Origin of the sequence: Burkholderia sp. BCC1640 (assembly GCF_902833125.1) — a bacterium.
GTDB classification, from domain to species: Bacteria; Pseudomonadota; Gammaproteobacteria; order Burkholderiales; family Burkholderiaceae; genus Burkholderia; species Burkholderia diffusa.
Genome location: NZ_CADFEF010000046.1, coordinates 1 through 20073, shown reverse-complemented (window position 1 = coordinate 20073; position 20073 = coordinate 1). Strand labels below are relative to the sequence as shown.

At 67.5% G+C, this 20073-nt stretch carries 18 protein-coding genes; 13 read left to right on the top strand and 5 right to left on the bottom strand.

The window, feature by feature from the left end; genetic code table 11:
* Window positions 1-3 precede the first annotated feature (3 nt).
* The 3 genes from HWX25_RS30685 to HWX25_RS30675 all read left to right on the top strand — a co-directional run bounded on the left by HWX25_RS30685 (window position 4) and on the right by HWX25_RS30675 (window position 3537).
* Window positions 4-723, top strand: a complete 720-nt coding sequence (locus HWX25_RS30685) for a MotA/TolQ/ExbB proton channel family protein (RefSeq protein WP_175912282.1) — start codon at window positions 4-6, stop codon at window positions 721-723.
* Complete coding sequence (locus HWX25_RS30680) at window positions 720-1148, top strand: biopolymer transporter ExbD (RefSeq protein WP_175912280.1); 429 nt, start codon at window positions 720-722, stop codon at window positions 1146-1148. Before HWX25_RS30685 ends, HWX25_RS30680 begins: the two co-directional genes overlap by 4 nt.
* An 88-nt stretch (window positions 1149-1236) precedes the next feature.
* A complete protein-coding gene (locus HWX25_RS30675) occupies window positions 1237-3537 on the top strand; it encodes a TonB-dependent receptor (RefSeq protein ID WP_175912277.1) in 2301 nt (766 codons plus the stop codon).
* Here the strand turns inward: HWX25_RS30675 and HWX25_RS30670 are convergent.
* Both HWX25_RS30670 and HWX25_RS30665 read right to left on the bottom strand, forming a co-directional pair.
* Window positions 3522-4517: an alpha/beta fold hydrolase gene (locus HWX25_RS30670; protein WP_175912275.1), complete on the bottom strand. Its 996-nt coding sequence runs from the start codon at window positions 4515-4517 to the stop codon at window positions 3522-3524. The two genes, HWX25_RS30675 and HWX25_RS30670, sit on opposite strands and share 16 nt — an antisense overlap.
* 79 nt (window positions 4518-4596) lie before the next feature.
* Window positions 4597-4743, bottom strand: coding sequence for a hypothetical protein (locus HWX25_RS30665; protein ID WP_159085737.1), 147 nt, complete (start codon window positions 4741-4743; stop codon window positions 4597-4599).
* Between the two features lie 107 nt (window positions 4744-4850).
* On the opposite strand from HWX25_RS30665, the gene HWX25_RS30660 reads away from it, so the two are divergent.
* From HWX25_RS30660 to pqqE, 6 genes are all read left to right on the top strand, one after another.
* Window positions 4851-6860, top strand: coding sequence for a sigma-54-dependent Fis family transcriptional regulator (locus HWX25_RS30660; RefSeq protein ID WP_175912273.1), 2010 nt, complete (start codon window positions 4851-4853; stop codon window positions 6858-6860).
* Between the two features lie 292 nt (window positions 6861-7152).
* Window positions 7153-7227 carry a pyrroloquinoline quinone precursor peptide PqqA gene (gene pqqA / locus HWX25_RS30655; protein ID WP_006410019.1) on the top strand — a complete coding sequence of 25 codons (75 nt, stop codon included), beginning with the start codon at window positions 7153-7155 and terminating at the stop codon, window positions 7225-7227.
* Between the two features lie 64 nt (window positions 7228-7291).
* A complete protein-coding gene (gene pqqB / locus HWX25_RS30650) occupies window positions 7292-8215 on the top strand; it encodes a pyrroloquinoline quinone biosynthesis protein PqqB (protein ID WP_175912271.1) in 924 nt (307 codons plus the stop codon).
* Between the two features lie 2 nt (window positions 8216-8217).
* Window positions 8218-8937, top strand: a complete 720-nt coding sequence (pqqC, locus tag HWX25_RS30645) for a pyrroloquinoline-quinone synthase PqqC (protein WP_175912269.1) — start codon at window positions 8218-8220, stop codon at window positions 8935-8937.
* Entirely contained in the window at window positions 8934-9215 is a 282-nt protein-coding gene (gene pqqD, locus HWX25_RS30640; RefSeq protein WP_175912267.1) for a pyrroloquinoline quinone biosynthesis peptide chaperone PqqD, read from the top strand. Before pqqC ends, pqqD begins: the two co-directional genes overlap by 4 nt.
* Window positions 9216-9222: 7 nt before the next feature.
* Entirely contained in the window at window positions 9223-10341 is a 1119-nt protein-coding gene (pqqE, locus tag HWX25_RS30635; protein ID WP_175912265.1) for a pyrroloquinoline quinone biosynthesis protein PqqE, read from the top strand.
* 51 nt (window positions 10342-10392) lie between these two features.
* On the opposite strand, the gene HWX25_RS30630 is transcribed toward pqqE, so the two are convergent.
* Window positions 10393-11391, bottom strand: coding sequence for a DNA topoisomerase IB (locus tag HWX25_RS30630; protein WP_175912264.1), 999 nt, complete (start codon window positions 11389-11391; stop codon window positions 10393-10395).
* A 426-nt stretch (window positions 11392-11817) separates the two neighbouring features.
* Between HWX25_RS30630 and HWX25_RS30625 the strand changes: the two genes are divergently transcribed.
* From HWX25_RS30625 to yjfF, 4 genes are all read left to right on the top strand, one after another.
* A complete protein-coding gene (locus HWX25_RS30625) occupies window positions 11818-12780 on the top strand; it encodes an ABC transporter substrate-binding protein (RefSeq protein ID WP_059529188.1) in 963 nt (320 codons plus the stop codon).
* Between the two features lie 68 nt (window positions 12781-12848).
* Window positions 12849-14363 carry a sugar ABC transporter ATP-binding protein gene (locus HWX25_RS30620; protein WP_059529185.1) on the top strand — a complete coding sequence of 505 codons (1515 nt, stop codon included), beginning with the start codon at window positions 12849-12851 and terminating at the stop codon, window positions 14361-14363.
* On the top strand, window positions 14360-15400 hold the full coding sequence (locus HWX25_RS30615) for an ABC transporter permease (RefSeq protein WP_175912263.1): 1041 nt from the start codon (window positions 14360-14362) through the stop codon (window positions 15398-15400). Before HWX25_RS30620 ends, HWX25_RS30615 begins: the two co-directional genes overlap by 4 nt.
* On the top strand, window positions 15397-16506 hold the full coding sequence (gene yjfF, locus HWX25_RS30610) for a galactofuranose ABC transporter, permease protein YjfF (protein ID WP_175912262.1): 1110 nt from the start codon (window positions 15397-15399) through the stop codon (window positions 16504-16506). Before HWX25_RS30615 ends, yjfF begins: the two co-directional genes overlap by 4 nt.
* Window positions 16507-16656: 150 nt before the next feature.
* On the opposite strand, the gene HWX25_RS30605 is transcribed toward yjfF, so the two are convergent.
* Together HWX25_RS30605 and HWX25_RS30600 are read right to left on the bottom strand one after the other, a co-directional pair.
* The gene (locus HWX25_RS30605) at window positions 16657-18990 is read right to left on the bottom strand and encodes a sensor histidine kinase (protein ID WP_175912261.1); all 2334 of its coding nucleotides are present in this window, start codon (window positions 18988-18990) and stop codon (window positions 16657-16659) included.
* Window positions 18983-19816 (bottom strand): response regulator, encoded by an 834-nt coding sequence (locus tag HWX25_RS30600; protein WP_175912260.1) that lies wholly within the window; start codon window positions 19814-19816, stop codon window positions 18983-18985. Before HWX25_RS30600 ends, HWX25_RS30605 begins: the two co-directional genes overlap by 8 nt.
* Window positions 19817-20073: the final 257 nt, after the last annotated feature.

Below are 20073 nucleotides of genomic sequence, written 5' to 3'. Positions count from 1 at the left end.
GTCATGTCAGATTACATCCACTACGCAGTCGTCGGCGCATTTGCACTCCTCGCGGTGCTGTCGGCGCTCACCTGGACGCTGATCGTCGTCAAGACGCTGCTGTATGCGCGCGTCGCGTTCGGCAACCGCCGTTTTGCCGCGCGCCGCGGCGATCGCCCGGCGCTGTCGATGCCGACGGACGACGATGCGGCCACCAGCCTGAACGCGCGTCTGCAAGGTGCCGTGTGCATCGCATTGCGCGATCTCGACGCGCCCGAGCCGCACGCACCTGCCGCGCTGGTCGCGTGGGATCGTCGCGATCTGCTCGAACGCACGCTCGCGCGCGAGATCCGGCGCGCGCAGCGGTCGCTTGAGCGAGGGCATACCGTGCTCGCGTCGATCGCGAACGTCGCGCCGTTCGTCGGGCTGTTCGGCACCGTGTTCGGCATCGTCCATACGTTGCAGTCGATGACGGCGTCGGCCACGAACGGCATCGATGCGATCGCGGGGCCGATTGGGCAGGCGCTGGTCGCGACCGGCATCGGCATCGGCGTCGCGATTCCGGCCGTGCTGGCGTACAACCTGTTCCTGCGGCGGCTCAAGACCGTGACGGCCGGGCTCGACGAGTTCGGGCAGGACCTGATCGCGCTGGCCGAGCAGCGGCGGTTCAGGATCGACGCGCCGGTGCATGCCGCGCTCCCGGTCGCGAGTAACGCGGTCGCCGTGCGTCGGGCGGCCGTATGAGGACGGATAGCCGCGAAGCCGACGAGGGCGAACCGCTCGGCGAGATCAACGTGACGCCGCTCGTCGACGTCGTCCTCGTGTTGCTGGTGATTTTCATGGTCGCCGCGCCGCTGATGACGCATGCGGTCCGCATCGACCTGCCGAAGGCGGCCTCCCCGGCGCGCGACATGCATGCATCGACCGTCACCGTGACCGTCGACGCGCACGGCGCGGTCCGTATCGACGGCGCACAGGTCACGCCAGCCGAGGTCGAAGCCGTGCTGGCACGCCGCGTCGCGCGCGACCCGCGGACGAGCGTCAGCCTGCACGCGGACCGCAACGAGGCATTCGGCACCGTGGCCGGTGTCATCGCGTCGATCGGGCGCGCGCGTGTCGCGCATGTGGCGATCGCGACGGCGGACGGCGATGCCGGTACGGCGCGGTGAGGCGACAGACGTCAGCTGAGACGTCCCCGACATATCGGTACGGATAACGATATAACGAAGATAAGACAAGAAAAGAGGAGACGTGGAGATGAAGGAAACGGATGGGGCGAAGCGCCGCTTCGTCGCCCGGCGCGCGGGCGTCACGCTGTGCTTCGGCGGCATGCTCGGCGGCTGGCTGACGCCGGCGTCGGCGCAGGTCGAACCAGCCGGCAACGTCGATGCGCCGACGCTCGCGCCGATCGTCGTCGTCGGCACGACGCCGCTGCTCGGGATCGGCACGCCGCTGTCGCGCGTGCCGGCCAACGTCCAGACGATTCGCGGCGAGGACATCACGCGTCAGCACGGCGGCGTACTGACCGACTACTTCGAGAAGAACGTGTCGAGCGTCGATATCAACGAGGCGCAGGGCAATCCGTACCAGACGGACGTGAACTATCGCGGCTTCACGGCATCGCCGGTCGTCGGCACGCCGCAGGGGCTGTCGGTGTTCGTCGACGGCGTGCGCGTGAACGAGCCGTTCGGCGACGTCGTGAACTGGGATCTCATCCCGCAGGTGGCGATCGACACGATGCAGTTGATCCCCGGTTCGAATCCGACCTACGGGCTCAACACGCTCGGCGGCGCGCTCGCGATCACGACGAAGAACGGCAAGACGAGCCCGGGCGGTGCCGCACAGGTGTCGGTCGGCTCCTGGGGACGCAAGACCGCGCAGATCGAGCAGGGCGGGCGCATCGGCGGCAACCTCGACTACTACGTGACGGGCAACGTTGCGAACGACAACGGCTGGGCCGATCACAATGCGAGCCGCATGCGGCAGGGATTCGGCAAGCTGCGCTATACCGACGCCGATACGACGCTGTCGATCTCGGCCGGCGGTGCGGACAATGCGCTGCAAGGCTCGCAGACGATTCCGCGCTCGTTTCTCGACAATCGCGCGCAGGCCTATACCTATCCAGACCTGAATCGCAACAGCGCCGCGTACGTCACCGTGTCGGGCGACCATTCATTCGGAGATCACGTGCAGCTCAGCGGCAACGTCTATTACCGGCATTACCGCAACACCAACACCAGCAGCAACGTGAACGACGATTTCGGCAGCGTCGACGGGAGCGGCGCCACCGACGCCGTGCAGGCGACCAACGACCGCTCGGTGATCACGACCGACAGCTACGGCGCGAACGTGCAATTGACGCTGCTCGGCAAGCTCGCGGGCATGGACAACCAGTTCGGCGTGGGCGCGTCAGCGGATCTTGCGAATTCGGGCTTCGATCAGTCGTCGCAGGATGCGATGTTCACGGATGCGCGTGCGACGGTCGGCATCGGCGACTTCACCCGGAAGACGCGCGCGAAGACGCGCAACGCCAGCTACGGCGTCTACTTCGACGACACGCTGGCGCTGACGCGGCAATGGTCGCTGACACTGGCCGGCCGCTACAACTGGTCGCGCGCGGCGATCGAGGACGCGAGCGGCCTGCAGCCGTTGCTCACCGCGCGTCATACGTTCTCGCGGTTCAATCCGGCCGTCGGCGTCACGTGGAATCCGGTGCCCGGCTTCACCGCATATGCGACGTACAACGAAGGAATGCGCTCGCCGACAGCGATCGAGCTCGCATGCGCCGATCCGGCCGCGCCGTGCTCCTTGCCGAACGACTTTCTCGCCGACCCGGCGCTGAAGCCGGTGATCGCGAAGACGGTCGAGTTGGGCGCGCGCGGCCGAAGCGGTGAGGCGACGACGTGGAGCGCGGCCGTCTACAGCACGACGCTCGACGACGACATCCAGTTCATCAGCAGCAACGGCGGCGCGAGCACGCTCGGCTATTTCCAGAACGTCGGCAAGACGCGCCGGCAAGGCTTCGAGCTGGCGGGCCATACGCAGCTGGGGCCGGTCGGGATCGGTGTCAGCTACAGCTATGTCGACGCCACCTACCGTTCGACGTGGACCGAAAGCAGCGCGAGCAATTCGAGCGCCAATGTGCAAGGCAACATCGTCGTTCGCTCCGGCGACCGCATTCCCGGGATTCCGTCGAGCACCGTGAAGCTGAGGCTCGACTATGCGGCGACGCCGAAGTGGAACGTCGGCACCAACATCACGTATCGCAGCGGGGTGTTCGCGCGCGGCGACGAGAACAACCAGGACGCGAACGGGAAGGTGCCCGGCTATGTCCTGATCGACCTCGATACGACGTGGCAGGTGACGAAGCGCCTGCAGCTGTTCGCGTCGATCACCAACCTGCTCGACAAGCATTACGCGAGCTTCGGGATGCTCGGCCGGAATTTCTTCAACGGTCCGAATCATTCGTTCGACGGACTCAACCCCGTCAACGAGCAGTTCGTCGGGCCGGGCGCGCCGCGCGGCGCGTGGGTGGGCGCCCGCTACGCGTGGGACTGAACGGGCGGCTCGGCGTGTTGCGGTGCGCCCGCTGCCGTGACGTCGAGCATCTTACGGACCGCGCGAGCGACGCCACGCGCGATGGCGTCGTCGCTCATGAGATGCCCGGCCGGCACGCGCTCGACGACGGCCGCCGGCACCGCGCGCGCGAGCCGATCGACGTTGTCGACCGGGCACACGCGGTCTCGCGTGCCGTGCACGGCATGCAACGGCACGCCGGCTTGCGCGGCCTGTCGCGCCAGCGTCAGCAAGCGGCGCTCCCCGAGCCAGCAGTTGCGCTGGAGGTAGTGCGCCTGGATCCGGTATTTGTCGATCAGCCGGTCGATGGCCGGTTGCGTCGGTCGCGCGCCGCGCGCCGGCCGCCCGGTCAGGATCGCATCCTCATACGCGTTCCACGCGAGCGCGACCGTGCGTTGCCGCGCCGCACCGGCGCTTGGCTGGAGACGCCGCGCGCAGCAGGCGATCAGGCGATCGGCGCGCGCGGTGCCGGCGGCGGCCGTCAGGCGCTGCCAGGCCCGCGGCGCTCGTGCGCGCGTGCCGACGAACAGGCCGCGCACTTCGCGCGACGACGTCAGAAACAACCCGCGCAGCACGACGCCCGTCACGTGCGACGGATGCCGTCCCGCGTAGGCGAGCGCGAGCGCCGCGCCCCACGAACCGCCGACGACGCACCAGCGCGCGATGCCGAGCCGTGCACGCAGCGCGTCGAGATCGCCGACCAGGCGCATCGTGTTGTTGTGACGCAGGCCGCCGCGCGGCGTCGATGCGCCGGCGCCGCGCTGGTCGACCAGCACGACGCGCATGCGTGTCAGGTCGAATAGGCCGAGCACCGCCGGTCGGCTCCCGCTGCCGGGCCCGCCGTGCAGCACGACGACCGGATCGCCGTGCGGGTTGCCGAATTCGGTCCACGCGATCCGGCATGCGTCGCGGGACAGGGCAGGTCGGGGCGCGGAAGCGGAGCGGAGCAGTCGCTGCGTCATGTCGTGTCGGAAAGAGGGTGACGGGTCAACGCCGTAACGGGTGGATCCGGGAGAACCCGACAACAGGCCGGGGCTTGACTCAGGTCAAAGCCAGAATCGCGCCAGCGACCACGATCGGGATCGATCGGGCAGCGGCGGCGGGCGGAATCGCGATATTGCGTCCCGGCGCGTCGCCTGCATCGTATGCAATCGGCGTTGCTTTCATTTTGATTTCGGTTTGCGGCAAGTGACGATGCGCGGCGTCCGACGCAAGCGCAGCCGACAGCGTGGCCCGAAGTTTGCTTGATCCAGCACAAAGTCCGGCACCGACCGGAAGGATCCCCGGAGGAGACAATGCGCGATGACGTTCATCCGACGGCCAACGCACGGGCCACGCATGCGCCCGGCTGGCCGACGCCGACGATCCAGAAGTCCCATGAGCGGTCCGAGACGTTCGGCCTGCAGGCGTCTGCACGTCCCGACTACGACCTGCTGTCCGGCGCCGCGCTGGCGCTCAAGCGCGAGCAGAACCGCGTGCTGTGCGTGCATGCGATGCCCGTAATGGAGACGCTGCACGAGCAGATCGTCAATACGCAGAGCATGATCGTGCTGACCGATGCGGAAGGGTTGATCCTGCATTCGATCGGCGACGACGACTTTTTGCGGCGCGCCGAACGGGTCGCGCTGCGCCCCGGCGCGAACTGGGCGGAGAGCCGGCAGGGCACCAACGCGATCGGCACCGCGCTCGCGGAGCTGTGCCCGATGGTCGTGCACGGCGACCAGCACTTCCTGGCCGCGAACCATTTCCTGACCTGCTCGAGCGTGCCGATCCTCGACCCGTACGGCGACGCGATCGGCGTGCTCGACGTGACGGGCGATCATCGCAGCTATCACCAGCACACGATGGCGCTCGCGAAGATGTCGGTGCAGATGATCGAGAATCACCTGTTCACGACGACGTTCCAGGAAACGCTGCAGGTGTCGTTTCACGGCCGCCCCGAATTCCTCGGAACATTGATGGAAGGGATCGTCGCGTTCACCGCCGACGGGCGCTTCCTGTCGGCCAATCGCAGCGCGCAGTTCCAGCTCGGGATGCCGCTCGCCGCGTTGCGCGCGCATACGCTCGCGTCGCTGTTCGACGTGACGAGCGCGCAACTGATCGACCGGATGCGCGCGAGCACCGAGCAGCACGTGTCGTTGAACCTCGGCAACGGCGCGGTGGTCTGCGCGCGCGTGCAGTTCCGGCGCGCGTTGCGGGCCGAGGGCAGCCGGCCGGCCGAGGTGCACGACGGCGCCGCGTCGGCCGCGCGGCCGCCTGCCGCGCAGGGCGCGGCGAGCCTGTCGCGGCTCAGCTATCTCGACACCGGCGATCCGCAGGTGGCGGCGGTGATCGCGAAGGTCCGCAAGGTCATCGGTAAGGACATTCCTGTGCTGATCACCGGCGAGACGGGCACCGGCAAGGAACTGCTCGCGCAGGCGATCCACAACGACTCGCCCCGCCGCGACGGGCCGTTCGTCGCGGTCAACTGCGCGTCGATACCGGAGACGCTGATCGAATCCGAGCTGTTCGGCTACGAGGAAGGCGCGTTTACCGGCGCGCGCCGCAAGGGCGCGACCGGCAAGCTGCTGCAGGCCAACGGAGGCACGCTGTTTCTCGACGAAATCGGCGACATGCCGTATCCGCTGCAGGTGCGGCTGCTGCGCGTGCTGCAGGAGCGCGTCGTCAACCCGCTCGGCTCGACGAAGGCGATCGGCGTCGACATCGCGATCATCTGCGCGACGCACCGCGACCTGCGCGACATGATCGCGCAGAACCGCTTTCGCGAAGATCTGTACTACCGGCTCAATGGCCTCGTCGTGCGCCTGCCGCCGCTGCGCGACCGCACGGACCTCGCGGTGGTCGTCCAGAAGATGCTGCAACGGGAGACGTTGTCGGGGCCCGGGCGCCGGCCGTTGAGCGTCGCGCCCGACGTGATGGCGCTGTTCGAGCGCTGCGCGTGGCCGGGCAACTTCCGGCAGCTCGCGAACCTGCTGCGCACGGCGGCCGCGATGGTCGACGACGATTGCGAGATCTGCTGCGAGCATTTGCCGGACGACTTCTTCGACGACGTGCGGCGCGACGGCCGTCCGACAGCGCAAGAGGCCTGTACGCCTGCGCCGCTCGCATCGGAAGCGCCAGCGTTCGCCACCGCGGCCTGCGATGCGCGGCTGCAGGACGTGGCCGCCTCCGCGATCGCGGCCGCGCTCGCGCGTCACGGCGGCAACGTGTCGGCCGCCGCACGCGCGCTCGGCGTATCGCGCAATACGATCTACCGCAAGATGCCGGCCGCAGGCCCGGATGCACTGGAGCGGGACGAACCGTGACGCAAGCCGCGACTGTCACACCGGTGTGTCAGGTTGCGACACCCGGTGTTCAAGGATTCAACACTTGCTCAACCGGCCGTGCGTCACATGAATCGTCGCCAGACGGTTTCTGAAATATTGTCGTTGGATAATCGTAAGAATGACGGTGCCGTGACCACCCGGCGGCTGTCGCATGCTTTCGCACGCCGCCGCGCGACGCAAGTCCCGCCCCGGCACGCTCCTTGCTCAATGGGTATCGGCCGCTCGATCGATGCGGTTTTTTCGACTCACCCACTCAACAAGGAGACACATCATGCAATGGACCACCCCGGCCTATACCGACCTGCGCTTCGGTTTCGAAATCACGATGTACATCGCCAACCGCTGATCGACGCGCGCTGTGCCGCCCGCATCGACGGACACGATGCGGGCGGCACCGGGAGCACACGCAGATGAAGATCAAGATACTCGGCTCGGGCGCCGGCGGCGGACTGCCGCAATGGAACTGCAACTGCGGCAACTGCCGTCGCGCGCGGGCCAGCACCGACGGCATCGTGCCGCGCACGCAATCGTCGATCGCCGTCAGCGGCGACGGCGTCGACTGGGTGCTGGTGAACGCGTCGCCGGACATCCTCGCGCAGCTGCGCGCCGCCCCCGACCTGCAGCCGGCTCGCGCGATCCGTGACAGCGCGATCGTCGCCGTCGTGCTGTGCGACGCGCAGATCGATCATGTGACGGGCCTGCTGATGCTGCGCGAACGCACGTCGCCGCTGCCGCTGTATGCGAGCGCCCCGGTGCTCGACGACTTGTCGACCGGGCTGCCGCTCGTGCCGCTGCTCGACCACTACTGCGGCGTCGACGTTCACACGATCGCACCGGGCGAACCGTTCGCGATACCGGGCGCCGGCGGCATCCGCTTCACCGCCGTGCCGGTCGACAGCAAGCCGCCGCCTTATTCGCCGCGCCGGGAGGCGAGCGTGCCGGGCGACAACATCGCACTCCTGATCGAGGATACGACGAGCGGCCGACAGGCGTTCTATGCGCCGGGGCTCGCCGACGTCGACGACGGCGTGCGCGCCGCGATGCGCGACGCCGACCTCGTGCTGGTGGACGGCACGTTCTGGACCGGCACGGAGATGATCGACCTCGGCCTGTCGTCGAAGCACGCGGCCGACATGGGGCATCTCGAGCAGTGCGGCGACGCGGCGAGGCCGGGCATGATCGACCGCCTTCGGCTGTTGCCGACGCACACGCGCAAGGTCCTCACGCACATCAACAACACGAATCCGATTCTCGACCCCGGTTCCGCGCAGCGCGCGCAATTGCGCGAGCACGGCATCGAGGTCGCCCACGACGGCATGCAATTCGAGGTCTGACCATGAACGCACCGATTCCCGCCGCAGCGCTGCACGCGACGCCCTGGAGTGCGCAGGAGTTCGAGGCGCGCCTGCGCGCGCTCGAATCGCGCTATCACATCCACCATCCATTCAACCGCCGCCTGAATAGCGGCGCGTGTTCACCGGCGCAGATTCGCGGCTGGGTCGCGAACCGCTTCTACTATCAGATCAGCATTCCGCTGAAGGACGCGGCGATCCTGTCCAATTGCCTGGATCGCGACACGCGCCGGCTGTGGGTCGAGCGGATTCTCGACCACGACGGTCACGGCGGCCAGGAAGGCGGGATCGAGGCATGGGCGCGGCTCGGTGAGGCGGTCGGCATCGAGCGCGCGGAGTTGTGGTCGCTCGAGCATGTGCTGCCAGGCGTGCGGTTCGCGGTCGACGCCTACGTTAATTTCGCGCGGCGCGCGCCGTGGCAGGAAGCCGTGTGCTCGTCGCTGACCGAGATGTTCGCGCCGCAGATCCACCTCGACCGGCTCGCGGGCTGGCCGTCCCACTATCCGTGGATCGAGGCGGCCGGGCTGCAGTATTTCCGCAGCCGCGTGCCGCTCGCGCAGCGCGACGTCGAACACGGGCTCGCGGTGACGCTGAACCATTTCACGACACCGGACGCGCAACGGCGCGCGCTCGACATCCTGTCGTTCAAGCTGGATGTGCTGTGGTCGATTCTCGATGCGATTGAAAAGGCGTATCCCGCATGAACTCCAACGACACCGTCAGCGGCGTGCCGCTGCGCCCCTCGCTGAGGGGCATGTACCGCCTGCAGTGGGAGGCGGCCCAGGATGCGTACGTGCTCCTGTACCCGGAGGGCATGGTCCGGCTCAACCCGAGCGCGGGCGAGATCCTCGCGCGCTGCGACGGCACGCGCGAGCTCGACGACATCATCGACGAACTCGAGCGGCTGTTCAGCACGTCGGACCTTGCGTCGGACGTCTATCGCTTCCTCGATCATGCGCGACTGCGCGGCTGGCTCGACTGACATGGACATGACCCCTCCTCCGAACCGGCCGTCCGCGCCGCTCTGGCTGCTTGCCGAACTCACGTACCGCTGTCCGCTGCACTGCGCGTTCTGCTACAACCCGGTCGATTTCGCGACGCACGGCGCGGAGCTCGATACCGACGCATGGCGCACGGTGATCAGCGACGCGCGCGCGCTCGGCGCCGCGCAGATCGGCTTTTCCGGCGGCGAACCGCTGCAGCGCAGCGACCTGGAGGTGCTGGTCGAGCATGCGCGGTCGCTGGGTTTCTATACCAACCTGATCACGTCCGGCGTGGGCCTGAATGCCACGCGCATCGACCGGCTCAAGGCGGTCGGGCTCGATCATATCCAGTTGTCGCTGCAGGATTCGACGCGCGAGCTGAACGACTTCCTGACCAGCACGCGCACCTTCGACCTCAAGCGCGGCGTCGGGCGGCTGATCAAGTCGCACGGCTATCCGATGGTGCTGAACTGCGTGCTGCATCGGTACAACCTGCCGCACGTCGGCCAGATCATCGAGATGGCGCTCGACCTCGGCGCGGATTTTCTCGAACTCGCGAATACGCAGTACTACGGCTGGGCGATGCTGAATCGCGATCAGCTGATGCCGACCGCCGAACAACTGCGCGAAGCGGAGGAAACGGTCAACCGCTACCGCAAGCTCGTCGGCGAACGGTGCAAGATCCTGTTCGTCGTGCCCGACTACTTCGAGCAGCGGCCGAAGGCCTGCATGAACGGCTGGGGCTCGGTGTTCCTCGGCGTCGCACCGGACGGCACCGCACTGCCGTGCCATGCCGCGCGCGGGTTGCCCGGCCTCGTGCTGCCGAACGTGCGCGACCGGTCGCTGAAGGACATCTGGTACGAAAGCGACGCGTTCAACGCGTTTCGCGGTGACGGCTGGATGCGCGACCCGTGCCGCACCTGTGACGAGCGCCATGCGGATCATGGCGGGTGCCGCTGCCAGGCGTACATGCTGGCCGGCGATCCGGCGCAGGCCGATCCGGTCTGCGCGAAGTCTCCGCATCACGGCCGGGTCGAGCAGGCCGTGCAGTTCGCGCGGCGGGCAGGGCGACAGGACGAGCGTCCGTTGATCTTTCGCAGTGCTGCGAATTCTGTCGGGCGTTGAGTGGTGTGTGCCGCTGTATCGGGCATGTCATTTTCTTGACTTCTTCGACGATCAACGCACCGCCTGTTCGAGCAACGCCGCGAACGCGGCCTCGTCCACGCGCAGCCCTCGCGGCGAGCGGCGTACCTCCAGCGCCGCGAGCATCCCGGCTTCGAACGCATCGAGCACCGCCGGGTGGATGTAGCAGCGCCGGCATACGGCCGGCGTGTTGCGCAATATGTCGGCGACGGCCCGCACCGTTTCGACGATCTGCTTGCGCGCCTGCGTGACGTCCTCATGCGGGATGCGCCGCAGCAACGCCAGCGCCTGAACGCTGCCCGCCCAGGTCCGGTAATCCTTCGCGGTGAACTCCGCGCCTGCCGCTTCGCGCAGATAATCGTTCACGTCGGACGAGCCGATCGAATGACGTGCGCCGTCGTCGTCCACATATTGAAACAACTCGTGCCCGGGCAACTCCGCGCAGCGCCGCACGATCCGGCCGACGCGCGGATCTTCCACGGTCACGTCATGCTCGATGCCGCTCTTGCCCGTGAAGCGCAGGCGAACCTGTCCCGGCCGGATCGTCACGTGGCGCTTGCGCAGCGTCGTCAGTCCGTACGACGCGTTCTCGCGTGCATATTCGGCGTTGCCGATCCGCGCGAGCGTCGTGTCGAGCAGCCGGACGATCGTCGCGACGATCTTGTCGCGCGGCAGCGCGCGGGCGAAGGCCGCCATCCGCGCGTACTTGTTCGCGTCGCGCGTCTCGCGCCACTGCGGGTGATAGCGATACTGCTTGCGCCCGCGCGCATCGCGCCCCGTCGCCTGCAAGTGGCCGCGCGGGTCCATGCAGATCCAGACGTCGGTATACGCCGGCGGAATCGCGAGCGCATCGATGCGGGCGATTTCGTTGGCGTCGCGGATCCGGACGCCGTCCTGCGTGTAGTACGCGAAGCCGTGGCGCAACCGCCGGCGCGTGTAGCCGGGATGCCGGTCGTCGACATGGCGCAGCGGCGCGGCCGAACGATCGCCGGTTTCGGTGCCGGAGCCGCGCCGGGACGCGCGCTTCTTCATGGCGCGAGGCGCCAGCGGACGAGCGTTTCCATGTGCGGCGATCGGGGGTTCACGCACGGCGGGCATCGTTGTTCTCCTTGTTGTCGGAGCGGCCGTCGCGGGGCGCGAACGGCGCTTGCAAGGGCGACAGCAAGATCCGTGCGCCGCCGCCGGATGCGCCGCCCCATCGACGTCGAAGCGGTCGCGGCAGGCGAAGATGAGCGCTAGGTGTTTATACGTATGCCGATACCGATATCGCTTCAATCCAATATTTCATTGGAAGGTTATCGGACTTGTTTCTAGACTGATCCGGGGCGTACATACCGGGCCGGCCGCATGCGCCGGCCGGCACCGCCCCGAACCGCGTCCGCGCCACGCAGAACCACAACAGCACGGCACCGCGCCAGGCCGGGCCGCGACATACAACGACATCATCGGAGACGGACCATGACATTCATCAGGAAGCTGACGGCCGGTGCGCTCGTCGCCGCGGCGACGGTATTCGCGTCGGGCGCGCACGCGCAGCAAAAGCCGATCACGCTCGGGTTCTCGCAGGTCGGCGCGGAAAGCGCGTGGCGCACCGCGAACACCGTGTCGGTGAAGAGCGCGGCGAAGGATGCCGGCATCAACCTGAAATTCTCGGACGCGCAGCAGAAGCAGGAGAACCAGATCCGCGCGATCCGTTCGTTCATCGCGCAGAAGGTCGACGTGATCGCGTTCTCGCCGGTTGTCGAGTCGGGCTGGGAGCCGGTGCTGACCGAAGCGAAGGCGGCCCATATTCCGGTGATCCTGACCGATCGCGGCGTCGACGTGAAGGATCCGTCGCTGTACGTGACGATGATCGGTTCCGACTTCCTCGAGGAAGGGCGGCGTGCCGGCCACTGGATGGAAGAGCGCTTCAAGAACGATGCGGGCCCGATCAACATCGTCGAGCTGCAGGGCACGGTCGGCTCCGCACCGGCCAACGACCGCCGCGCGGGCCTGCTCGAAGTGATCAAGAACAATCCGAAGTTCAAGGTGATCGCGTCGCAAAGCGGCGACTTCACGCTTGCCGGCGGCAAGCAGGTGATGGAAGCGTTCGCGAAGACGTACGGCAAGCAGATCAACGTCGTCTACGCGCACAACGACGACATGGCACTCGGCGCGATCCAGGCGATGGAAGAGGCCGGCATCAAGCCCGGCAAGGACGTGAGTGTCGTGTCGTTCGACGCGACCAAGGGCGGCTTCCAGGCGATGGTCGCCGGCAAGATCAACGTCGACGTCGAATGCAGCCCGCTGCTCGGCCCGCAACTGATGACCGCGGTGAAGGACGTGGTCGCCGGCAAGCAGTTGCCGAAGCGCATCGTCACGAACGAGACGGTGTTCCCGATGAGCGTCGCGGCGCAGGTGCTGCCGACCCGCAAGTACTGAGTCCCGGCGGACGCGGGCGGCGGCGCGGTTGCCGCCGTCCGCCGTCCGCCTCGAATCGAGGGCGATCCATGACGAATCCGCCGGTGGTCGAGATGATCGGCATCGACAAGGCGTTCCCGGGCGTGAACGCGCTGCAGCGCGTGAACTTCCGGTTGTTTCCGGGCGAAATTCATGCACTGATGGGCCAGAACGGCGCGGGCAAGTCGACGCTGATCAACGTGCTGACAGGCGTGCATGCGCACGACGCGGGCGAGATTCGCGTCGGCGACGCGCCGGTTCGGTTCGCCGCGCCGCGCGAGGCCGAGGCGGCCGGGATCCAGACGCTGTACCAGGAAGTGAACCTGTGCGCGAACCTGTCGGTCGCCGAGAACATCTTCGCGGGTCGGCAGCCGATGCGGCGCGGCGCGATCGACTGGAAGACGATCCATGCGCGGGCGCGCGATGCGCTCGCCGAGCTCGACCTGTCGCTCGACGTCACGCGTTCGCTCGACGCGTATCCGATCGCGGTGCAGCAGATGGTCGCGATCGCACGGGCCGTGTCGGTCGATGCGCGCGTGCTGATTCTCGACGAACCGACGTCGAGCCTCGACGACGGCGAGGTCGCGCGGCTCTTCGACGTGCTGCGCCGACTGAAGGCGTCGGGGATGGCGATCCTGTTCGTCACGCACTTTCTCGAACAGACCTATGCGGTGTCCGACCGGATCACCGTGATGCGCAACGGCGAGCGCGAGGGCGAGTATCTCGCGCGCGACCTGCCGGTCGACATGCTCGTCGCGAAAATGACCGGCCGCGAACCGATGTCCGGCACTCTGCAAGCGGGCGCGGCGGCCGTGCAGCGCGACGCCGACGCGGCCGCGCCGTTCCTGTCGATGCAACAGGCCGGCCGGCGCGGGATGATGAGCCCGCTCGATCTCGACGTGCGGCCCGGCGAAATCGTCGGGCTGGCCGGGCTGCTCGGCTCGGGGCGCACGGAAACCGCGCGGCTCGCGTTCGCGGCCGAGCGCACCGACACCGGTGCGATCGAGATCGACGGCACGCGCAAGCGGCTCGCGTCGCCGCACGATGCCGTTCGCAACGGGATCGCGTATTGCCCGGAGGATCGCAAGAAGGAGGGGATCGTAGCGGCGTTGTCGATCCGCGAAAACATCGTCCTCGCATTGCAGGCGCGGCGCGGCTGGTGGCGGCTGATCAGCCGCGCGCGCCAGCGCGAACTCGCGGAGACGTACATCGCGCGGCTCGGCATCAAAGCGCGCGACGCGGAACAGCCGATCGGGCTGCTGTCCGGCGGCAACCAGCAGAAGGTGCTGCTCGCGCGCTGGCTCGCGACGGAGCCGAAGCTGCTGATCCTCGACGAGCCGACGCGCGGCATCGACGTCGCCGCGAAATTCGACATCATGGAGCGCGTGCTTGCGTTGTGCGCGCAGGGGCTCGCGATCCTGTTCATCTCGTCGGAAATCAGCGAAGTGGTGCGCGTGAGCCACCGGATCGCGGTGCTGCGCGATCGCCGCAAGGTCGCCGAACTGACCGGTGCCGAGGCGTCGGAGGAACACGTGTATCAATTGATCGCGGGAGGCCGGTCATGATCCGGTTACGCACGTTGCTTCGCCATCCGCTCGTGTGGCCGGTGCTGACGCTCGCGCTGCTGTTCGCGCTCGACGTCGCGTATCGGCCGGGCTTCCTGTCGATCGCGGTGCTCGACGGCCACTTGTTCGGCGCGCCGATCGACATCCTGAATCGCGCGGCGCCGCTCGTGATCGTGTCGCTCGGCATGACGCTCGTGATCGCGACGCGCGGGATCGACATCTCGGTCGGCGCGATCGTCGCGATCGCCGGCGCGGCCGCGGCGATCGTGCTCGACGGCGATCCGACGCGGGTCGGTACGGCGCTGGCCGCCGCGCTCGGCGTCGGGTTGCTCGCGGGCGCATGGAACGGCGTGCTCGTCGCGTTCGTCGGGATGCAGCCGATCATCGCGACGCTGATCCTGATGGTCGCCGGACGCGGCATCGCGCAGTTGCTGACCGGCGGACAGATCATCCCGATCGGCGCGCCGGGCTACCTCGAGCTCGGCGGCGGGTATCTCGCGGCCGTGCCGTGCTCGGTCTGGATCGCGATCGCGACGATCGCGGCGACCGCGCTGCTGGTGAACCGCACGGCGCTCGGCCTGTTCATCCGCGCGATCGGCGTGAACCCGGTCGCGACGCGGCTCGTCGGGCTGCGCGCGGGGGCGGTCGTGTTCGGCGTCTATCTGTTCTCCGGCGTGATGTCGGCGCTCGCCGGCATCCTCGCCAGCTCGAACGTGCGCAGTGCCGACGGCAACAACGCGGGGCTGCTGCTCGAGCTCGACGCGATCCTCGCGGTGACGCTCGGCGGCACGTCGCTGCTCGGCGGCCGCTTCAGCCTCGCGGGCTCCGTGCTTGGCGCGCTGATCATCCAGACGCTCACCTACACGACTTATTCGATCGGCGTGCCACCGGAGGCGACGCTCGTCGTGAAGGCGCTCGTCGTGATCGTCGTGACGCTGATCCAGTCGGACGCGGCGCACGCGCTGGTGATCCAGCATGCGTCGCGACTGCTGTCTTCCATCCGTTCGCGCACCACCACCGGAGCCACGCCGCGATGAACCGATTCCTCGCACGGTTTACCGACCCGCGCACGCTGCCGATCGTCGTGACGATCGTGCTGTTCGCCGCATTGTTCAGCTTCGGATCCGTGATGTACACGGGCTTCTTCTCGATGCAAGTGCTGACCGGGCTGCTCGTCGACAACGCATTCCTGCTGATCGTCGCGATCGGGATGACGTTCGTGATCGTGTCGGGCGGCATCGACCTGTCTGTCGGCTCTGTCGTTGCATTGACAACGATCTTATGCGCGGTCGGCGCCGAACGATTGCACTGGCCCGTCTGGGTGATCGTCCCGCTCGTGCTCGTGTTTGGCGCGCTGTACGGCGCGGCGATGGGCGCGTTGATTCATTACTTCCGGTTGCAGCCGTTCATCGTCACGCTCGCTGGGATGTTTCTCGCGCGCGGCGCATGCTTCCTGATCACGACGCAGTCGATCACGATCAACGAGCCGACCTTCCATGCGCTCGCGGGCATCAGCGTGCCGGTCGGCGGCGGGACGCTGAGCGCGGGCGCGCTGATCGCGCTCGCGACGCTGGCCGCCGCGATTTACTTCGCGCATTTCACGCGCTTCGGCCGCAACGTGTATGCGGTCGGCGGCAACGAGCGATCGGCGCTGCTGATGGGGTTGCCGGTCGCGCGCACGAAGGTCGGCGTGTATGCGCTGAGCGGCTTCTGTTCGGCGCTCGGCGGTGTGGTGTTCACGCTGTACGTGCTGTCCGGCTACGGACTGCAGGCGCAGGGGATGGAGCTCGACGCGATCGCCGCGACCGTGATCGGCGGCACGCTGCTCACGGGCGGGGTGGGGTACGTGATCGGGTCGGTGTTCGGCGTCGGTATTCTCGGCACGATCCAGGTGCTGATCACGTTCGACGGCACGCTGAGTTCGTGGTGGACGCGGATCGTGATCGGCGCGCTGCTGTGCGTGTTCTGTCTGCTGCAGCGGGTCATCGAGCGGCACGCGGCGCGGCGGCGTAGCGGTGGGACCGGGCTCGATCCGAAACGGCGGAGGCGCGATGCCGCGCAGGTGACGCCCGCCGCGTCGCGTGATGATGCGGCGCTCGGTTCGACGATGCGCAGGTTGTTGCGTCTGCAACGTTCGGCGTGATGCCGGCGCGCGTTTGGCGGGCTTCTTCGTTGGCCGGCATCGCTTGCGCCGTCGCCGTTGGTGGCTGTCAACGGCGCTTCGGCGCGGCCGCCAGTCGCGTTTGACCGATTCGCGAATGCGCGTCGCGCGACAGCGGCGCGTGCGTTGCAATCAGCCCGGCCCGGCCATGTCGGGTTCCACGTCGAACGACGCATCCGCGATGCCCGTCTGCTTCAGCGACTCGGCGAGTCGTTCGATCGCGTGCAGATCCAGCACGTCCAGGCGGTCCCGCATTGCCTGCACGAACGCGGCATGCCGTGGTGCATGCGCGTGCTGTCCGAGCCATTCCTCGATATCGGTGAGGCGGCCTTCGCTCGCGAGCACGGCCAGCTCGTGGAGCGCGTCGGCAGGCGGACAGCGCATCGCGTGTGCGTCCGGCACGGGCCCGGTCGGATCGGCGGGTTCGGCGGTGCGTACGAGCGCCGACGCTGGGATCATCGCGCGGCCGATCGCGGGCGCCACGATCTGGAACGTGAACGACGTGCCGACACCCGGCTGGCTCGACACGGCCAGCTCGCCGCGCATCGCGCCGACGATCCGCTGCGCGATGAACAGGCCGAGTCCGGTGCCGCCGTTCACCGCCTGCACCTGCTGGTATGCACGGAAGATGTCGGTGGTCTTGCCGATGTCGATGCCGATTCCGGTGTCGGCGACCTCGAACATGATCCGCCATGCATCGCCTTCCGGATACGCGCCGACCGACAGCGTGACCGTGCCGTCGCGCGTGAACTTCGACGCGTTCGACAGCAGGTTGAGCAGCACCTGCTGCAGCCGAATGCCGTCGATCGACAGCTTGCGCGGCAACGGCGTCAGCGGCCGGTAGTCGAACCGGTTGTCCTGCTGGGAACACAGCGCGACCGCATAGTCGCCGATGTCGTTCAGCAGGCCGGGCAGGTCGGTCGCGTGCGGCGAAATGCCGAGCGGCTGCAACTCCGCCTTCGTGTATTGCAGCAATTCGTCGATCAGCGTGAGCTGGTAGCGGATGCTGCGGTCGATCGAGCGGATCAGCCGCGCCTGGCTGCGCGTCGCGCCTTGCAGCAGCAGCTTCGCGTAGCCGTTGATCGTCGACAGCGGCGCGCGCAGGTCGTGGCTCACGTAGCCGAGCGTCTCGATCTTCTGCTGCATGTGCATGCGAACCTGTTGCAGCGCGTCGTTGAGCGCGACCGTGCGTTTCGCGACTTCGTCGCGCAGGCGATCCTGTTCGGTGAGCTGCCACTGCTCGAGACGCTTGCGTGCTTCGGTGCGCTGACGGCCCACGTGGTTGATCCACGCGGCCAGCACCAGCAGGTGCGTGGCAAGACCGATGATCGCGATAACGGGGTTCGGATAGATGTCGGACTTGATCCAGAACAGCCAGGCCGGGATCGCGTCCTTGCCATCGAGAATGCGGATCACCATGTTGAAGCTCGCGAACGCGATCGCGATCAGCATCACGCGGCCCGTCGGCGTCCGGCGAATCGCGAGCGTCAGCGCGAGGGTGAGGTTCACGATCGCCAGCACGGCGTTCAGCCGCAGGCAGAACCACGTAAACGTGAGCAGGTCGCCGCATGCGGCCCCGACGATGCCCGCGCACTCGAGCGCGATGAACCCCGCGTAGATCGCGCGGAACGGGATGCGTGCCTTCTCGCGATGGGCGACCGTCAGGATGAACGCGATGAAGCACACGATCGACAGGTAGACGAAGATCACCTCGCCGCGCGCCGACCATTCGCGTGCGGCGGGCCACAGATACAGCGCGGTGTAGCCGCGGTAGGTTGCCTCGAACAGCGTCGTGTTCAACGCGAGCATGGCCAGCACGACGAACATGCCGCTGCGGGAGAAAAACCCGATCAGCAGCGCACACCACATGAGCGCGAGCAGCCCGCCGAGAAAGCCGAAGTTCCACATGGTTGCGTGCAGCTCGTGGGCCTGCCATGCGTCGCGCGTGAAGGCGCTCGGCGCGAGCCGCAGTTCCTTGCGCGACGTGATGCGGATCAGGACGGGCAACCGTTCGCCCGGGCGCAGCGTTGCATCGAGCACCGGATACCGGGACGCCGGCCGGCTCATGCCATTTTCGTCGGCCGGGAAGCGGCCGGCGAGCGTCCAGGTGCCGCCGTGCCCGACGTAGAAATCGGCACGGTCGACGCGTGCGTCGCGGATCGCGAGCACCAGCGGCTGTTCGACGCGGTCGCGGTTGACCAGCGTCGCGCCGACCCACCAAGCGGAGCGTGAGAATTCGATGTTGAACGACGGTCGCGCCGCCGCGGCAGCACGACGTTGAGGCTCGGCGAGCCGTGCGGCGGCCTGGTCGACTGACAACTGCGCGCCCGGATCTTCGAGCAACGAGACGGCGTCCAGCTGTGCGGGGTTTTCCGTCGCGGTGGCCCGGTGTGTCGCGCAGGCGAGCACCAGTGCCGTCAGCAGCAGCACCATCGCGTGCCAGCCCGAGGTGCGACGCCTATGCATCGCGCGGGCAGTCATGCGACGGCGGCGGAACATCGACCGTCGGCCGCTGACGCCGCCAGTCCGACGGCGTGATGCCGAACCGTTCGCGAAACGCCGTCGCGAAGTTGCCCGGCGTCGAGAAGCCGATCTCCTCGGCGATGTCGCCGATGCCCATCGACGTCTCGGCGAGAAAGTGTTTCGCGGCGCGCAGCCGCGTGTCGCGCAGGTATTCGAATACGGTCTGGCCGAGATGATCGCGGAACACGCGCGACAGCCGTTTTTCGTGCGTGCCGACCTGCCTCGCGAGTTCGTCGAGCCCGGGCGGGTTGCGCAGCTCGCGCAGCAGGATGTCGCTTGCCGCGCGCACCAGCGCGGCGTCGGGGTGGTCGCGCAGCTTGGGCAAGTGCGCGAACGGCTGGCTGCGTCGCGCCCGTTTCAGATGATTGCGGATCCGTGCAATGACCTCGACCGGTTCGAACGGCTTCACGATGTAGTCGAGCGCACCGGTTTCGAGCCCCGCGATGCGATCCTCGAGATCGCTCGCGGCAGTCAGGATGATGACGGGAATGTTCTGCGTCGACGGCGTCGAGGCCAGCAGCCGGCACGCGGCGAAGCCGTCCATGCGCGGCATCCGCACATCCATCAGGATCAGGTCGGGCGTGATCGCCTGCGCACGGTGATAGGCCTGCAGACCATCGAACGCGACGCTGATCCGGCAGCGCGCGGAACGCAGGATCTCCGTCAGGAGCCGCAGGTCGTTCGGTCGGTCATCTACGACGAGAATGTGTGCGTCAACGAGATCCGGCGTGACGCGGAGCGACGCCGGACTGGACGAGCGGGATGACATGGTTGCGAACGCGAAGGGAGGGTAGGCCGGGGTCGGAATCGATGCATCTATATGCACGATTGTTGCGAAAAATTATATGCCGACAACAAAGTCGTCGGTGAGGATTCCGTGCGATCCGTGGGGGCATGTCTGGGCGGCCTCAAATCTGAAGTGCAACACTCTCGCCATCCGGTAATGTCCGCGAATGGCAAAGAGAACGTACCAACAACTTCAACCTGAAGAACGTATGCGAATCGATTTCTGGCGTGACGAGGGCT

Bases quoted from the DNA above. Each gene is read 5' to 3' on its own strand.
- HWX25_RS30630 (WP_175912264.1), bottom strand. From the start codon at position 11,391: ATGAAGAAGCGCGCGTCCCGGCGCGGCTCCGGCACCGAAACCGGCGAT.
- HWX25_RS30605 (WP_175912261.1), bottom strand. From the start codon at position 18,990: ATGCATAGGCGTCGCACCTCGGGCTGGCACGCGATGGTGCTGCTGCTG.
- yjfF (WP_175912262.1), top strand. From the start codon at position 15,397: ATGAACCGATTCCTCGCACGGTTTACCGACCCGCGCACGCTGCCGATC.
- HWX25_RS30670 (WP_175912275.1), bottom strand. From the start codon at position 4,517: ATGACGCAGCGACTGCTCCGCTCCGCTTCCGCGCCCCGACCTGCCCTG.
- HWX25_RS30615 (WP_175912263.1), top strand. From the start codon at position 14,360: ATGATCCGGTTACGCACGTTGCTTCGCCATCCGCTCGTGTGGCCGGTG.
- pqqB (WP_175912271.1), top strand. From the start codon at position 7,292: ATGAAGATCAAGATACTCGGCTCGGGCGCCGGCGGCGGACTGCCGCAA.
- HWX25_RS30680 (WP_175912280.1), top strand. From the start codon at position 720: ATGAGGACGGATAGCCGCGAAGCCGACGAGGGCGAACCGCTCGGCGAG.
- HWX25_RS30620 (WP_059529185.1), top strand. From the start codon at position 12,849: ATGACGAATCCGCCGGTGGTCGAGATGATCGGCATCGACAAGGCGTTC.
- HWX25_RS30625 (WP_059529188.1), top strand. From the start codon at position 11,818: ATGACATTCATCAGGAAGCTGACGGCCGGTGCGCTCGTCGCCGCGGCG.
- HWX25_RS30685 (WP_175912282.1), top strand. From the start codon at position 4: ATGTCAGATTACATCCACTACGCAGTCGTCGGCGCATTTGCACTCCTC.
- HWX25_RS30675 (WP_175912277.1), top strand. From the start codon at position 1,237: ATGAAGGAAACGGATGGGGCGAAGCGCCGCTTCGTCGCCCGGCGCGCG.
- HWX25_RS30600 (WP_175912260.1), bottom strand. From the start codon at position 19,816: ATGTCATCCCGCTCGTCCAGTCCGGCGTCGCTCCGCGTCACGCCGGAT.
- pqqC (WP_175912269.1), top strand. From the start codon at position 8,218: ATGAACGCACCGATTCCCGCCGCAGCGCTGCACGCGACGCCCTGGAGT.
- pqqE (WP_175912265.1), top strand. From the start codon at position 9,223: ATGACCCCTCCTCCGAACCGGCCGTCCGCGCCGCTCTGGCTGCTTGCC.
- pqqD (WP_175912267.1), top strand. From the start codon at position 8,934: ATGAACTCCAACGACACCGTCAGCGGCGTGCCGCTGCGCCCCTCGCTG.
- HWX25_RS30660 (WP_175912273.1), top strand. From the start codon at position 4,851: ATGCGCGATGACGTTCATCCGACGGCCAACGCACGGGCCACGCATGCG.